At 59.4% G+C, this 15,836-nt stretch carries 12 protein-coding genes; 5 read left to right on the plus strand and 7 right to left on the minus strand.

Annotated elements, in window-relative coordinates; all coding sequences use genetic code 11:
* Positions 1-11 precede the first annotated feature (11 nt).
* Entirely contained in the window at positions 12-1,313 is a 1,302-nt protein-coding gene (locus tag HV355_RS16350) for an MFS transporter (RefSeq protein ID WP_023335029.1), read from the minus strand.
* A gap of 288 nt (positions 1,314-1,601) precedes the next feature.
* Between HV355_RS16350 and HV355_RS16355 the strand changes: the two genes are divergently transcribed.
* On the plus strand, positions 1,602-2,675 hold the full coding sequence (locus HV355_RS16355; RefSeq protein ID WP_182402669.1) for a LacI family DNA-binding transcriptional regulator: 1,074 nt from the start codon (positions 1,602-1,604) through the stop codon (positions 2,673-2,675).
* Here HV355_RS16355 and HV355_RS16360 read toward each other — a convergent pair.
* The 4 genes from HV355_RS16360 to HV355_RS16375 all read right to left on the minus strand — a co-directional run bounded on the left by HV355_RS16360 (position 2,672) and on the right by HV355_RS16375 (position 8,395).
* A complete protein-coding gene (locus tag HV355_RS16360; protein WP_182402671.1) occupies positions 2,672-3,928 on the minus strand; it encodes a DUF1479 domain-containing protein in 1,257 nt (418 codons plus the stop codon). The two genes, HV355_RS16355 and HV355_RS16360, sit on opposite strands and share 4 nt — an antisense overlap.
* A 149-nt stretch (positions 3,929-4,077) precedes the next feature.
* Positions 4,078-4,893 (minus strand): Cof-type HAD-IIB family hydrolase, encoded by an 816-nt coding sequence (locus HV355_RS16365; protein WP_182402673.1) that lies wholly within the window; start codon positions 4,891-4,893, stop codon positions 4,078-4,080.
* A gap of 165 nt (positions 4,894-5,058) precedes the next feature.
* On the minus strand, positions 5,059-7,491 hold the full coding sequence (locus HV355_RS16370) for a formate C-acetyltransferase/glycerol dehydratase family glycyl radical enzyme (RefSeq protein ID WP_182402675.1): 2,433 nt from the start codon (positions 7,489-7,491) through the stop codon (positions 5,059-5,061).
* 4 nt (positions 7,492-7,495) lie between these two features.
* Positions 7,496-8,395 (minus strand): glycyl-radical enzyme activating protein, encoded by a 900-nt coding sequence (locus HV355_RS16375; protein WP_182402677.1) that lies wholly within the window; start codon positions 8,393-8,395, stop codon positions 7,496-7,498.
* A 128-nt stretch (positions 8,396-8,523) separates the two neighbouring features.
* On the opposite strand from HV355_RS16375, the gene fsa reads away from it, so the two are divergent.
* Positions 8,524-9,186: a fructose-6-phosphate aldolase gene (gene fsa / locus HV355_RS16380; protein WP_126815609.1), complete on the plus strand. Its 663-nt coding sequence runs from the start codon at positions 8,524-8,526 to the stop codon at positions 9,184-9,186.
* A gap of 85 nt (positions 9,187-9,271) precedes the next feature.
* Here the strand turns inward: fsa and moeB are convergent, their stop codons facing one another.
* A complete protein-coding gene (gene moeB / locus HV355_RS16385; protein WP_182402679.1) occupies positions 9,272-10,024 on the minus strand; it encodes a molybdopterin-synthase adenylyltransferase MoeB in 753 nt (250 codons plus the stop codon).
* A gap of 1 nt (position 10,025) precedes the next feature.
* Positions 10,026-11,258 (minus strand): molybdopterin molybdotransferase MoeA, encoded by a 1,233-nt coding sequence (gene moeA / locus HV355_RS16390; RefSeq protein WP_182402681.1) that lies wholly within the window; start codon positions 11,256-11,258, stop codon positions 10,026-10,028.
* A gap of 189 nt (positions 11,259-11,447) precedes the next feature.
* On the opposite strand from moeA, the gene iaaA reads away from it, so the two are divergent.
* From iaaA to gsiB, 3 genes are read left to right on the plus strand one after another with little or no spacing between them, the layout of a single operon-like run.
* A complete protein-coding gene (gene iaaA, locus HV355_RS16395) occupies positions 11,448-12,386 on the plus strand; it encodes a beta-aspartyl-peptidase (protein ID WP_148399800.1) in 939 nt (312 codons plus the stop codon).
* An 11-nt stretch (positions 12,387-12,397) separates the two neighbouring features.
* Positions 12,398-14,269, plus strand: a complete 1,872-nt coding sequence (gsiA, locus tag HV355_RS16400; protein ID WP_148399798.1) for a glutathione ABC transporter ATP-binding protein GsiA — start codon at positions 12,398-12,400, stop codon at positions 14,267-14,269.
* Between the two features lie 23 nt (positions 14,270-14,292).
* Positions 14,293-15,831, plus strand: a complete 1,539-nt coding sequence (gene gsiB, locus HV355_RS16405) for a glutathione ABC transporter substrate-binding protein GsiB (protein WP_108415930.1) — start codon at positions 14,293-14,295, stop codon at positions 15,829-15,831.
* Positions 15,832-15,836: the final 5 nt, after the last annotated feature.

The following is a 15,836-nucleotide window of genomic DNA, read 5'->3' on the forward strand; positions in this document are numbered from 1 at the left end:
TACATCCACTATCAGGCGCGCTTGGCGCGACGTTCAGCAATAAATGCTACCAGGAAGACAGCGCCAATCAGGTCAAAGAAGCCCATGGCAATAAAGAGCGGGTTAAAGCCGATTTTGTCGGCGGTCACACCGATTAACAGCGAGAACAGGAAGCTGGCGATCCACGCCGCCGAGCCGCGCATGCCGTTGACGGTCGCCATCTGGCCTTTGTCGAACGACTCGACGACCAGGGCGCTCAGCATGCAGGAGATGATCTGGTGCCCGAAGCCGCCGATGGAGATCAGCACGATGGTGATATACGGGTCGCGGGTGATGGCCACGATGCCCAGCGAGATCATCAGGAACGCGCCCGTCACAGAGCTGGCAACAACCGAGTTAACGCGGGAGCAGCCGAACAGGCGGGTGTACAGACGCGTCAGGTAGCCGCTCGCCACGCTGCCCAGATCGGCGGCAAGGAACGGCAGCCAGGCAAACATCGCAATCTGCTTCAGATCCATGCCGTGCTCTTTGGCGAGGTACAGCGGCACCCAGAAGCTCAGCACCGCCCAGGCCGGTTCCGCCATAAAGGCTGGGATGGCGATACCGTAGAAACGTTTGTTTTTCGAAACGGTTTTCAGCGCGGTCAGGAAGGGCAGCCTCACCGCAGGCGGTTCGTTATCCTGCTTGATAAACGCCAGCTCGTCCTTGCTCAGGTTCGGGTGCTGTTCCGGGTTGTGGTAGAACGCCCACCAGAGGATCACCCACAGCAGCGCCAGCACGCCGGTAAACATAAACGCGCCCTGCCAGCCGAATGAGGCGTGAGCAAAGTAGATGATGGGCGGGGCCAGCATCGCGCCGATGGAGAAGCCCACGCCCGCCCAGCCTGCGGCAACGGGGCGTTCTGATTTCGGGAACCATTCGCCGATGGTTTTGGCGTTCGCCGGGGTGGCGGCGGCCTCAGAGGCACCCATAAAGAAGCGCAGAATCGCCAGGTGCAGCCAGCTTCCGGCGCCCGCGTGGAAAATACACATCAGCGCCCAGATCCCGGCGCAGACCATAAAGCCAATCTTCAGGCCGATAACGTCGATCAGCCAGCCGCACAGGGGCTGGAAAATGGTGTAGGCGATCTGGAACGCGCCGACGATCCAGGAGTATTGCTCGGTGGTGATGCCGAGGCTCTCTTTCAGTTCCGGGGCGAGGATCCCGAGCGAGTTTCGGGTGATGTAGTTAACGGTGACGCCAAGTAAGAACAGCACCAGCACGTACCAGCGCAGGTTCTTGATGACGCGACGGGTTTTGCTTGTCGCAACGGTGTTATTGATGTCCTGACTCATTTTACTCTCCACAAGACGGACGGTAAGGGGACGGAGGTTCAGGTGTCACACGGATTGTTATGGCTTTGATTTCTATCCATTTAAACTGCTTAAGTTGGTATACAACTAGTATGGAAGTTGTGTGACAAGTTCACCTTAAGGGAGAAAATGAGCAGGCAATAGTGGATTTTGTGCAAAATTTCTCATAACTGACGAAATGCCTCTGGCATGATGGTGTTTATGTCAGTTATTGCCTGACCAATACGCTATGAAAAATTTTTCATTTCGCAAATGGAGCCAGATCACAAAATGGACAAAAGGCTAAAAATCACCGAAATTGCCGCCCGTACACAGCTCTCCATCAGCACCGTGTCGCGGGTGCTGGCGGGGAAAGCGAATACCAGTGAAAAGGCGCGCGCAAAGGTGCTGGCATGCGCCCGTGAGCTGGGCGTGATGGAAGGTATGGCGGCGGGGCGGCTGCTGCTCAATAGCCTGGTGGTTTTTGCCCCCCAACGCGCCTTCGACGAGCGGTCCGACATCTTTTACTACCGTGTGATCCAGAGCGTGAGTAAAGGCCTGGCGTCCCACGATGTGCGACTTCGCTACTGCGCGCTGGAAGAGAACGATAGCGACGCGCAGCTGTTTCTGGCGCGCATGAATGAAGCGGACACCCAGGCGGCAATCCTTCTTGGCATCGACGATCCGCATATCCACGATCTGGCGGTAGATGTGGGGAAACCCTGCATGCTGATTAACTGCCGGGACCGCCACATGCGTCTGCCTGCCGTTGCACCGGATCATCGCGCCATTGGCGAGCGGGCGGCGGAGTACCTGTTCGAGATGGGGCACCGTGAGGTGATGAACGTGCTGTGCCTGCGTCGCTACACCATGGAGCTGCGCCTGTCGGGGATCCGCGATGCCTGGCAGTCCCATAACCTAAAGTTCAACGATAAACGCGATCTGCTGGTGGTGCCCAGCTTCAGCGCCAAAGAGACGGAACAACTGGTCAGCGAGTGGCTTAACCAGCAGAAGGGAAAGGATCTGCCGACGGCGTTTCTGGTCGGCGGCGACTTTATGGCGGCGGGCACCATTAGCGCATTACAAAACCACGGCCTGCGCGTGCCGCAGGACGTGTCGGTGATGAGCATTGACGGGTTTAACCTGGCGGCGATTCAGGATGTGCCATTAACGGCGGTACATGTTCCCCGCGATGAGCTGGGAACCGAAGCGGTGCATATGCTCCAGCAGCGGCTGATGCGCCCGGACGCGCCGGTGGGGACGTTACTGCTTAACGGTACGTTGACCGTTCGGGATTCGGTACGGCGGATACGTCAGGGGAAACGACGCACCGCCGTGGAGCGGGAAGGGCTGTACGACAGTTAGACCATGCCCAGCGCGCGCTTGCCGTGGATATTGAGATCGTTCACGGTAAAGCGGTCCTGCCAGCTCTTTTCATAATCCTCGCGCGGGAAATCTCCCGGCGACGCGCCGGTTTCCAGCGCTTCCTTGACCTTTTTCGCGTAGGCGAGGTTCTTCTCGCACATCGGCGCGGCAGGGATGTACATCACATTGCCCCAGCCCTGCTGATTTTCCACCGGCGCGACGGAGTGGATCACATCGCAGTGCCACCACACGGAATCGCCCGCCTCAAGTGCCGGAATGCTGCTTAATGCCTCGATGAGCAGCGGGTGCCACTTCTCGGAAACCGGCAGCACGCGTCCCGGCGCCACGCCGCACAGCTCGTCCTCCGGCACGTCGTCCAGCAGCGGGCGCAGCAGAATGTAGGCCATCGCTTCCGGGATCGGCACCACGTGCAGCAGCCCCTGGCCGGGGATCATGTCCGACAGCGCCGTCCAGCCCTGGAAGGTGCGGAACACCGAGCATTTGGTGGTGTTATCGACGGTGTACTCTTCCACTTCAGTACGGTGCGCGGCGTTCCACGGATCGTACTTATCGACGTTGCCGTCAAACACGCGGGCGAACACCTGTTGATAAGCCGGAAGCAGCCAGCGCTCCAGCGCGCCGGAGTCGGTATGCGCGCCCAGCCCTTTCGAGGTGGTTCCCGGCGGACGGCGGCGGATACGGTCCGGGTAAATCACGCTCACGTCCGGGTCGAACCACTGTTTGCCGTTGCTCTCGAATGTCCATAAACGGTTCAGGAACGACTGCACCTGCGCCATCTCTTCGCTCTGGCGCGCCTGCATTTGCGCCTGAGACCAGTAAATCGGGTAAATCTCCGGACGAGAGGCCGTTAAGGTGCCGAAGAAGTTATCGCCTGGGCCTTTGTACACGTCGTCAAACGTGTTGAGATCGAGGTAGTCGAGCATCGACTGATCCCATGCCAGCGCCTGCTCGCGCGGGAAATGACCTTTAATCACCGCGCAGCCGCGGCGTTTAACGGCCTCGCGCTGTGCGTCGGTAATGGTGCCGTTTTTCACATCCGCGAACGGGATCACCGGCCAGACGGTTTCGCCTTTGTTCTTAAGAGCGTTGATTTCCGCCACGCGGGTGGCAATTTTATCGCTGAGCTTATTAAACACCGCCTGCACGTCACCGATCTGCGCGCGCAGCTCACGTTTCAACTGACGGATTGCCGCTTTGTGATCCGCTGGCAAAGTTTCACTGGTAAAGGTCATAACTGCCTCGCATCTTTCATTCGAAAGTAAAAATATCTACAAGTGATACTTTAAGTTAAAATTAAGTTAATGCAAGTTTAAAAACTTGACGCAAGCCACAGGACGGAAAAAGAGTAAGAGGCCGGAGCGAGGCTCCGGCGAGGCGAGGATCAGACGTCGAACGGGGAGTGGTTGTCGAGCACGGCCTGAATGACGTTCAGCGCGCCCTGATGGTTGTTGTCGTCGGTGCTGTAGCGGCTGATGTCTTTGATGCTCTGCGCCGCGTTACCCATCGCAAAGGAATATTTCACCAGCTTTAGCATCTCGGCATCGTTGCCGCTGTCGCCAATGGCCACGCACTCCTGCGGGGAGATTTTCCAGCGTTTCAGCAGGCGGCTGATGCCGTTGGCTTTGTGCAGGCCGGGGATAATTAAATCCACAAAGCCAAAGCCGCTGGTGACCGGCTTCATGATGCCGTCCAGGGAGACGTGCAGTTTATCCACCAGATCAGGGATATCGCTGTCCGGCAGGTTCAGGGAGAATTTAAACAGCACATCGTCAATTTCGCGGTAATCGCTGATGCGCTTTAAGCGGTGATAGTGCTTTGACATCAGCGCCACAAACGCTTCAGGAGCCTGGTCGCTGACGTATGCACTCTCCAGCCCGCAGGCCACGAAGTTCAATCCTTTGTCTTTCAGCAGTTCGCCAATGACGATCTGCGATTCATGACGCGTCAGCTCGCCGTGGAAAACCTGTTCCCCGTGATCGAACACCAGCGCGCCGTTTTCCGCCACGAAGGAGATCTGCTCTTTCAGCTCCGGGAAGAAGGAGATGAGCTGGTAATACTGGTTGCCGCTGGCAACAACGAATTCAATGTCGCGGGCTTTAAGCTGTTCAAACTGTGCCTGAAAGCGGTCTCGATCGTACTGCTTGGCATCATCAAGAAAAGTTCCGTCCATATCGGTGACGATAACTTTAACGGTCATACTGTGCTCCTGGGTCACTGCGTTTTGAAACATTCTAATAACAAGGTGACGGGGAGCACAAATTTAATTTCGAATGAAAGTCAGAAAGCCGGGTGGCGGCTTCGCCTTACCCGGCCTACGGAGGGAGGAGTAGGCCCGGTAAGCGCAGCGCCACCGGGCGTTTTTTTACAGCGTATGCTCGGTACGGGCAATAATATCGTCCTGCGCATCCGGCGACAGGGCGGTGAAGAACGCCGAGTAGCCCGCCACGCGCACCACCAGATCACGATACTGGTCAGGATGTTTCTTCGCTTCCAGCAGCGTATCGCGCGAGACGATGTTGTACTGGATATGCCAGCCCTTATGCACCTCGAAGAAGGTGCGCAGCAGCACCATCAGCTTCTGGCGATCGCTGTCGTTTTCCAGCGTCGACGGGTTCAGCTTCTGGTTAAGCAGCACGCCGCCGAGAATCGCCTCGGTAGGCAGTTTACCGACTGAGCCAATCACCGCCGTCGGGCCGAGGTGGTCCGTACCGGAAGCCGGGCTTGCCCCTTCCGCCAGCGGGGTGTGCGCCTTACGTCCGTCCGGGGTGGCCATTGTCGCTGCGCCAAACGGCACGTTTGCGGAAATAGAAGAGGTGCCCGCGTAGTAGTTACCGCCAATCGGGCCGCGGCCGTAGCGCGGGTTGTGGTACTGCTTCAGCTCTTCAATGTAGGTCTGATAGGCGCGCGTCAGCAGCATATCCACGCTGTCGTCGTCGTTGCCGTACTTCGGCGCGCCGTTGATCAGACGCTGGCGCAGCTGTTCGTGGGTCAGCCCGTCGAAGTCATCCGCCAGCGCCGCCGCCAGCTGCTGTTGACCGATAGTGCCCTGCTCGAACACCAGCTTTTTCACCGCCGCCAGGCTATTGCCGAGGTTGGCGATGCCCACCTGCAGGCCGGAGACCCAGTCATACTTCGCGCCGCCCTGCTTGATGCTTTTTGCGCGCTCGATGCAGTCGTCCACCAGCGCCGAGCAGAGAATATCGTGGACGTTCTCTTCCAGCATGGTGTCCACCACGTACTCAATCTCGATGGATTTACGGGTGTAGTAGCGGATCTGGCTGTCCCACGCCGCCATCACCTCCTCGAAGTTGTCGAAGTTACCGGCAGAGAGGGCTTTCTCCTGCGGGAGGAACACCTTGCCGCTGGTGGCATCGCGCCCGCCTTCCATCGCCGCCAGCATCACGCGGGCGAAGTTGATAAAGCTCATGCCGGTGCAGCGGTAGCCCCATTTGCCGCCCACCGCGGTTTCGATGCAGCCGATGGCCGCGTAGTCGTAGGCGTCGTCTCGTTCTACGCCGAGCTTGATGAATTCCGGAATGACGATTTCATCGTTGTTAAAGGCCGGCATCCCGAAGCCGCAGCGGATCACCTGCACGCAGGCGTCGAGGAAGTCGTTGCTCATGCCCGCATGGTAGCGCACGCTCAGGTTTGGCTGGGTGGAGCGCAGGCGACCGCAGGATTCCAGAATTGCGTAGGAGAGCGGGTTGACCGCGTCCATCGGCTCGCCGTTGACCAGCTTCTGGCCACCGATGGTGACGTTCTGGTACAGCGGGCTACCGGCGGAGGCTTTAGAGTGCGAGCCGGAACGGATCTTGTTCACTTCCAGCAGCTTCAGCCAGCAGCTGTGCAGCAGCTCAATGGCGTGCTCGCGGTCGAGGCTCTGGTTCAGCTCAACGTCGCGGCGGTAGTACGGATAGAGATACTGGTCCATACGCGCGAAGGAGACGGAGTGGCCGTTGGACTCAATCTGCAGGATCAGCTGAATGAAGTAGCACAGCTGCAGCGCCTGCCAGAAGGTTTTTGGCGGCTCGTGGGCAATGATGTCGCAGTTTTCCGCCATTGCCAGCAGCTCGTCGCGGCGGCTTACGCGGGTTTCGGTCGCGGCCATTTCACGCGCCAGATCGGCAAAGCGTTTGATGTGCAGGCTCACCGCTTCCAGCACGATATCGATCGCCTTCAGGAACTGGTCGCCGTGCAGGTCTTCCAGCACCGTCAGGTTGATGCGCGAGCGGCGCTCGGCCACTTTGGCGCGCAGGCCGTCGAGACCTTTCTCCAGTACCAGCGGGAAGTTCACCGCCAGGTGCGCGTCGCCGGAGGTCATGTTGCCTTCGGCTTTGATAATGCCGGTTTCCAGCAGGCCTTTCTGCTCGTCGGTGAACATGCCGTAGCAGCGATCCTGCACCGTCTGGCCGCGCCACCACGGGCAGATGTCATGCAGGACGCGCTTGTTCTCTTCGCTTACCGCAAAGCCCGCGCCCGGGCGATCCGCCAGATCGTCGATCTCTTTCTCAATCCAGGAGACGGTATATTCCGGGAAGATCGGCGCGGCGCGCACTTCACTTGCCTGGTTACCGATGATCAGCTCGTCGTGTTTGATCCAGATGGTGCGCTCGGCCAGGTGATGCGCCAGCGCCAGGGCGCGACGCACCGGGATCGGCTTGTCCATGTGCTGCTGATACATTTCGGTGTAATGCTGCGCGCGCTCGGTACAGACCGGCGGCTTGACGATATGTACGAGGGCCGTTTTGTGCGCTTTAATGCGCTCGCTGAGGGTGTTGAGATTCAGGGTCGTCATAAGTTTATCCTCGTAAGGTCGCGGTTAACCCTTTCTGGCAGGCGTACTGCTGCGCGAAGTCCAGCAGGGCAGGGTTATCCAGCGGTTTGTCAGGGGCAGAGTAGGGTTGGCCGAGCAGGGTGTATTTGTTCATGCCCAGCGTGTGGTACGGCAGAAAATGGATATCCTCGACGCCGAGCTCGTCGGCAGCGAAATTGGTAATGGCGGTAACAGAGGCTTCATCGGCGTTAAAGCCCTGGATCAGCGGCACGCGGATGGTGATTTTTTTCCCGGCGGCGGCAAGGCGTTTCAGGTTGTCCAGGATCCGCTTAGCCGAACCGTCCGTCCACTGCTTGAAAACTTCAGCGTCGACATGCTTCAGGTCGGCGAGGAAGAGATCGACGTAGGGTAATGACGGCTCGATATAGTGCCACGGCACGTGAAGACAGGTTTCGACGGCGGTGTGGATACCCTGTTCGTGGCTGGCTTTAAACAGCGCGTACGCCAGCTCCGGGTTCATAAACGGCTCGCCGCCGGAGAGGGTAATTCCGCCGCCGCTGCGGTCGTAAAAAGGCTTATCGCGCAGTACGGTCGCCATGATCTCCTCGACCTGCTGTTCTTCACCACAGACGGTCAGCGCCTGCGTCGGGCAGCAGTCGGTGAGGACGTTGAGCGTGGCGTCATCAAGCTTCTCACGGTGAATGACCATCCCGTTCAGCGCACGTTCGATACAGCCCGGAGCCGCTTGCTGGCACAGGTCGCAGCCGTCCAGGCACAGGCGCGCATCAAACAGCACGTCCCGGCTGCGGGATCGGCTTTCCGGGTTCTGGCACCAGCGACAGCCCAGCGAGCAGCCTTTCAGGAACACCACGGTTCGAATGCCGGGGCCATCGTGGGTAGAGTAACGCTGAATATTGAAGATCATGATTTCGCCTCTCATCTTGCATATGAAGATTAAATTACTTTCGAATGAAAGTTATCTTGATGCAGGTCAACTCTTGAGCAGGTTTTGTCGTGATAGGGTAAGTGCAGGCTAATTTTGAGGGTGACATCATGGAACTTTATCTCGACACATCTGACGTTGCGGCAGTCAAACAGCTGGCGCGTATCTTCCCACTGGCGGGCGTGACCACCAACCCAAGCATTGTGGCAGCCGGTAAAACGCCGCTGGACGTGCTGCTGCCTGAACTGCACGACGCGTTGGGCGGTAAAGGCCGTCTGTTCGCACAAGTGATGGCGACTACCGCTGAAGGGATGGTGGAGGACGCGCGCAAGCTCCGCGCCATCATTAATGACCTGGTGGTGAAAGTGCCGGTGACCGCAGAGGGGCTGGCGGCAATTAAGATGCTAAAAGCGGAAGGGATCCCGACACTGGGTACGGCGGTATACGGTGCCGCGCAGGGGATGCTCTCCGCGCTGGCGGGGGCGGAATATGTGGCGCCTTATGTTAACCGCGTGGACGCGCAGGGCGGGGACGGGATCCAGACCGTGGTTGAACTGCAACAGCTGCTGACGCTGCACGCCCCGCAGTCAAAAGTGCTGGCCGCGAGCTTCAAAACGCCGCGTCAGGCGCTGGACTGCCTGCTGGCAGGCTGCGAGTCCATCACGCTGCCGCTGGACGTGGCGCAGCAGTTTATTACCTCTCCGGCCGTGGATGCGGCGATTGTGAAGTTTGAGCAGGACTGGCAGGGGGCGTTTGGACGGACGTCGATCTGACGCGTTTGCCGGGTGGCGCTAACGCTTACCCGGCCTACGTTCGAGCCGTTGTAGGTCGGGTAAGGCGGAGCCGCCACCCGACTTTTTATTTGCTACAAACCTCACACCCCGGGTTACGCATCAGCTTCATCTCGCGGAACTGGCAGGTCATCGCGTCATACATGACGATTTTTCCCGCGGCAGGCGTGCCGTAGTGTGCCAGGACTTTGATCGCTTCCATCGCCTGCAGTGAGCCAATCACGCCGACCAGCGGCGCCATCACGCCCGCCTCAACGCAGGTCAGCGCGTTCTCGCCGAACAGGCGGCTCAGGCAGCGGTAGCAGGGTTCACCTTCCGCGTACGTGAAGACGCTGATTTGCCCCTCCATGCGGATCGCCGCACCGGAGACCAGCGGAGTTTTGTGGGCAAAACAGCCTGCGTTCAGCTGGTTACGGACGGCGACGTTGTCGGTGCAGTCCAGCACCAGGTTGTGCTGCGCAATCTGCGCCGACAGCGCCTCGTCATCCAGCATAGCGTCAATCAGGGTGAACTGAACGTTGGGGTTGATGCGGGCCAGCGCAGCCCCGGCGGATCCCACCTTCGGCTGGCCAATGGTCGCGTCGCTGTGCAGCGTCTGGCGCTGCAGGTTAGACACCGATACGGTATCGAAATCCAGCAGTGTCATCCTCCCCACGCCTGCCGCCGCAAGGTACTGCGCGGCGGCGCAGCCCAGCCCGCCAAGACCAACAACCAGCACGCTGGCCGCCTTGAGCGCTTCCTGGCCCTCGAAATCAAACCCGCGCAGGATAATCTGGCGGTTATAGCGCAGCATCTCCGGGTCGCTCAGCTCCACCGTCATGTCAGCCTCCGAACAGGTGGTTAAAGCGCTCGATCTCAACCCATTCGCCTTCTTCCACATTGCCGCGCTCGCGCTCCAGCACGATAAAGCAGTTGCCCTGGCTGAAGGAGCTGAAAATGTGCGAGCCCTGGTGCCCGGTGGTGCTCACTTCGAGCTCACCGTCCGCGTTGCGCGCCAGAATGCCGCGCTGGAAATCGAGACGGCCCGGTGATTTTTTCAGGCGCGTGGCGGCACGCACGCGCAGGCGTTCCGGCAGCGGGTTAGCCTTGTTGCCGGAAAGCTTCGCCAGCAGCGGGATCACCAGCTGGTAGAAGGTGAGTGCCGCAGAGACCGGGTTACCCGGCAGGCCGCAGAACCAGCTGTGCGTGAGCTTGCCAAAGGCGAACGGTTTGCCCGGCTTGATAGCCAGCTTCCAGAAGGCGATTTCGCCCAGCTCTTCAAGGATGGTTTTGGTGTAATCCGCTTCGCCCACGGAGACGCCGCCAGAGCTGATGACCACGTCGGCTGCGTTATCCGCCTCGATAAACGCGGCGCGCAGTTTTTCCGGATCGTCAGGAATGATGCCGAGGTTAATCACGTCGCAGCCCAGCTGCTCCAGCATCAGGTGTACCGCCAGGCGGTTGGTATCGTAAATCTGGCCGTCCTGCAGCGGCTGGCCCGGAAGCTGCAGCTCGTCGCCGGTGGAGAAAACGGCAACGCGCACTTTACGGACAACGTCGATTTCAGCAACGCCGAGCGACGCCAGCACCGGCAGTTCACCTACCGTTAGCTTCTGTCCGGCGGCAAAGACCGTCGCGCCAAGCGTGATGTCTTCGCCCGTGCGGCGGATATTCTGGCCCGCTTTAACGTTCGCGGTAAAACGCACGCCGTCGTCGGTCTGTTCGGTCTCTTCCTGCATCACCACGGCGTCGCAGCCGGCCGGAACCGGCGCGCCGGTCATGATGCGCACGCAGGTACCCGCAGGCCATTCACCGCTAAACGGCTGACCCGCAAAGGCTTTACCTGCCACCGGCAGGGCGTTACCCGTCTGGAGATCCGCCAGGCGCACCGCGTAACCGTCCATCGCGGAGTTATCAAACCCCGGCACGTTAAGCGGAGAGACAATATCGCGCGCGGCAATACGGCCAAAACAGCGCACAAGCGGCAGCGTTTCAACCTCATGCAGCGGGGTAATGCGGCCAAGCATCTGCGTGAGTGCCGTCTCAAGCGGCATCAGTCCGGCGGTAAAATCCATGGTGGGCTCCTGCGGAGTAACAACGAAAACGCCCATTATGGCAGAAAAGTGCGGCTAACTGTATGACCCGATGGGTGTACGCTTTACATCACAGTTGCGTCTTTCTATATTCAAAAATCATCTGAAGTTTCATCGACGATAATGATATTTATAGAAAAAGCCGCAAATCAGGCTAACGGGTGATGCGAAATGGTTAATGCGGTAATCGCAATTCATGGTGGCGCTGGGGCAATCACCCGTGCACAGCTCAGTCCCGAGCAGGAAAAGCGCTATATTGACGCGCTGTACGCCATTGTGGAAACAGGCCAGCGGATGCTGGAAGCGGGCGAGAGCGCGCTGGATGTGGTCACCGAGGCGGTGCGCCTGCTGGAAGAGTGCCCGTTGTTTAACGCGGGGATCGGTTCGGTCTTTACCCGGGATGAAACGCACGAGCTGGATGCCTGCGTGATGGACGGTATTACCCTGAAAGCGGGCGCCGTGGCAGGCGTCAGCCGTCTGCGCAACCCGGTGCTGGCGGCACGTCTGGTGATGGAAGCGAGTCCGCACGTCCTGCTGGCGGGCGAAGGGGCGGAGACGTTTGCCTTCGAACACGGGATGGAACCGGTATCGCCCGATCTTTTTTCCACGGAGGAGCGCTTTCAGCAGCTGCTGGACGCGCGTACGGCAGGCAAGACGCAGCTTGACCACGCCGCGCCGCTGGATGAAACCACCAAAATGGGCACGGTCGGCGCAGTCGCGCTCGATAAAGCCGGAAACCTCGCGGCGGCAACGTCAACGGGCGGAATGACCAACAAGCTGCCGGGACGCGTCGGCGACAGCCCGCTGCCCGGCGCAGGGTGCTACGCCAACAACGCCACGGCCGCCGTGTCCTGTACCGGAACTGGCGAAGTGTTTATTCGCGCTCTCGCGGCCTATGACATCACCGCGCTGATGGATTACGGCGGATTAAGCCTGAGCGAGGCCTGCGAGCGCGTGGTCATGGAAAAACTCCCCGCGCTTGGCGGCGTCGGCGGGTTGATTGCGGTGGATCGTGAGGGCAACGTGGCCCTGCCGTTTAACAGCGAAGGGATGTACCGCGCCTGGGGCTATGCCGGTGATGAGCCCAGTACGGGGATCTATCGTGAATAAGGGGGCAAAACGTGCCGCACAGTGAAGAGCTGGACAACCGCCAGGTATTGGCTGTCCATCAGCTGAATATTGCGTTTCAGGAGGAGCGGCAGTTCATCCCCGCAGTACAGAATTTATCGTTTTCGCTGCATCGCGGCGAAACGCTGGCCATCGTCGGTGAGTCTGGTTCCGGTAAATCGGTTACCGCACTGGCATTGTTGCGCCTGCTGGAGCAAACGGGCGGGCAGGTCGGCAGCGAGAAAATGCTCCTGCGCCGCCGTAACCGTCAGGTCATTGATTTAAATGAACTGAGTGGTTCGCAGATGCAGGGCGTGCGTGGGGCGGATATCGCCATGATTTTCCAGGAGCCGATGACCTCGCTGAACCCGGTTTTTCCGGTGGGCGAGCAGATTGCCGAGTCCATCCGCCTGCATCAGGGGTTAAGCGGCGATGAAGCGCTTCTCGAAGCGAAGCGGATGCTGGAGAGGGTGCGCATTCCTGAAGCGCAGGCCATTCTGGGGCGCTATCCGCATCAGCTTTCCGGCGGGATGCGCCAGCGCGTCATGATTGCGATGGCGCTCTCGTGCCGTCCGGCGGTGCTGATCGCCGACGAGCCGACAACGGCGCTGGATGTGACGATTCAGGCTCAGATCCTGCAGCTGATCAAAGTGCTGCAGCAGGAGATGGAGATGGGGGTGATTTTTATCACCCACGACATGGGCGTGGTGGCGGATATCGCCGACCGCGTACTGGTTATGCACCAGGGGCACGCCGTGGAGACGGGCACGGTTGAGCAGATTTTTCATGCGCCTGTTCATCCTTACACCAAAGCGCTGCTGGCGGCGGTACCGCGTCTTGGGGCGATGAACGGCAGCGATTTACCGCGCCGTTTTCCGTTGATGGCTCAGGGCGAGGCGGGCGTGCAGACGGCTGAAACCGAGCAAGATACGGTGGTGCCGGGCAGGCCCATTCTGGAAGTCCGCGATCTGGTCACGCGTTTTCCGCTGCGCAGCGGGGTGTTCAATCGCGTGAAGCGCGAAGTCCATGCGGTTGAAAACGTCAGTTTTGATCTCTGGCCGGGCGAAACGCTGGCGCTGGTGGGGGAGTCGGGCTGCGGTAAATCCACGACCGGACGCGCGCTGCTCAGGCTGGTGGAGACCCAGGCCGGGACCATTACCTTTAACGGCGAACGTATCGACACCCTGCCAGACAGTAAGCTGCAGGCCGTGCGCCGGGATATTCAGTTTATTTTCCAGGATCCCTATGCCTCTCTCGATCCGCGTCATACGGTGGGGTATTCGATCATGGAGCCGCTGCGGGTGCATAACCTGCTCGACGGCGAGGCGGCGCAGCGTCGCGTGGCCTGGCTGCTGGAGCGCGTCGGGCTGAAGTCTGAACATGCCTGGCGTTATCCCCACGAGTTTTCCGGCGGACAGCGGCAGCGCATTTGCATTGCGCGGGCGCTGGCGCTGAATCCAAAAGTCGTGATTGCCGATGAGTCCGTTTCGGCACTGGATGTCTCTATCCGCGCGCAAATCATCAATTTATTGCTCGATTTACAGCGGGATATGGGCATTGCCTTCCTGTTTATCTCGCATGATATGGCGGTGGTGGAGCGTATCAGCCACCGTGTTGCGGTGATGTACATGGGGCAAATTGTTGAGATTGGCCCGCGGCGGGCGGTATTTGAAAACCCGCAGCATCCTTACACCCGCAAGCTGATGGCCGCTGTGCCGGTTGCCGATCCTGCGCATCACCACGCCCAGCGCGTGCTGCTGCAGGATGAAATGCCGAGCAATATTCGTAAACGGGGCGAAACCCTGGAGCGCGTTACGCTTCGGGAAGTCGGTCCCGGTCATTTTGTCGCACCACCGCGTCAGGACAATGCATTCTCGCGGTTATAACGTACACCAGGCAGGAGAACACAATGGTTAAATTTGTTGCTCGTACATGGCTGTTAGCCGCGAGCGTGACGGCGGCGCTGGCCGTCGCCCCCGCGTTCGCTGCCAAAGACGTGGTCGTGGCGGTCGGCTCTAATTTTACGACGCTCGATCCGTATGATGCTAACGACACGCTGTCGCAGGCGGTGGCGAAATCGTTCTACCAGGGGCTGTTTGGCCTGGATAAAGAGATGAAGCTCAAAAACGTGCTGGCGGAGAGCTATACCGTTTCGGACGACGGGCTGGTGTATACCATCAAGCTGCGTTCCGGCGTGAAGTTCCAGGACGGCACGGATTTCAATGCTGAAGCGGTAAAGGTCAACCTCGACCGCGCCAGCAATCCGGAAAATAGCCTGAAGCGCTACAACCTGTATAAAAATATCGCCAGTACCGAGGCGGTCGACCCGGCAACCGTGAAGATCACCCTCAAAGAGCCGTTCTCCGCGTTTATCAATATCCTTGCGCATCCGGCAACGGCAATGATTTCGCCAGCGGCGCTGAAGAAATACGGCAAAGAGATCGGCTTCCACCCGGTAGGCACCGGCCCGTACGAACTGCTTACCTGGAATCAAACCGATTTTGTGAAGGTGAAGAAATTCGCCGGATACTGGCAGCAGGGCTTGCCGAAGCTCGACACCATTACCTGGCGCCCGGTGGTGGATAACAACACCCGCGCGGCGATGCTGCAAACCGGTGAAGCGCAGTTTGCCTTCCCGATCCCGTATGAGCAGGCAGCGCTGCTGGCGAAAAACAGCAAGCTGGAGCTGGTTGCCAGCCCGTCAATCATGCAGCGCTACATCAGCATGAACGTCACGCAAAAACCGTTCGATAACCCGAAGGTGCGTGAAGCCATCAACTATGCCATTAACCGCCAGGCGCTGGTGAAAGTGGCCTTTGCGGGCTATGCCACCCCGGCGACCGGCGTGGTGCCGCCAGCTATCGCCTATGCGCAAAGCTACCAGCCGTGGCCTTACGATCCGGCCAAAGCGCGCGAACTGCTGAAAGAGGCGGGATTCCCGAACGGCTTCAGCACCACGCTGTGGTCGTCGCATAACCACAGTACCGCCCAGAAGGTGCTGCAGTTTACCCAGCAGCAGCTGGCGCAGGTCGGCATCAAGGCGCAGGTGACCGCGATGGATGCCGGACAGCGTGCGGCTGAAGTGGAGGGCAAAGGGCAGAAAGAGAGCGGCGTGAGGATGTTCTACACCGGCTGGACCGCCTCCACCGGTGAAGCCGACTGGGCGCTGTCACCGCTGTTTGCCTCACAGAACTGGCCGCCAACGCTGTTCAATACCGCGTTCTACAGCAACCCGCAGGTGGATAAAGACCTGGCCGATGCCCTGAAAACCACCAAACCGGAAGAGAAAGCGCGGCTGTATAAAGATGCTCAGGATATCATCTGGAAAGAGTCGCCGTGGGTGCCACTGGTGGTGGAAAAACTGGTCTCCGCCCATAACAAAGCGCTGACCGGGTTCTATATCATGCCGGATACGGGCTTTAGCTTTGACGACGCGGATTTAAAATAAACCTC

It is taken from the genome of Enterobacter sp. RHBSTW-01064, assembly GCF_014103035.1.
Lineage (GTDB): Bacteria > Pseudomonadota > Gammaproteobacteria > Enterobacterales > Enterobacteriaceae > Enterobacter > Enterobacter mori.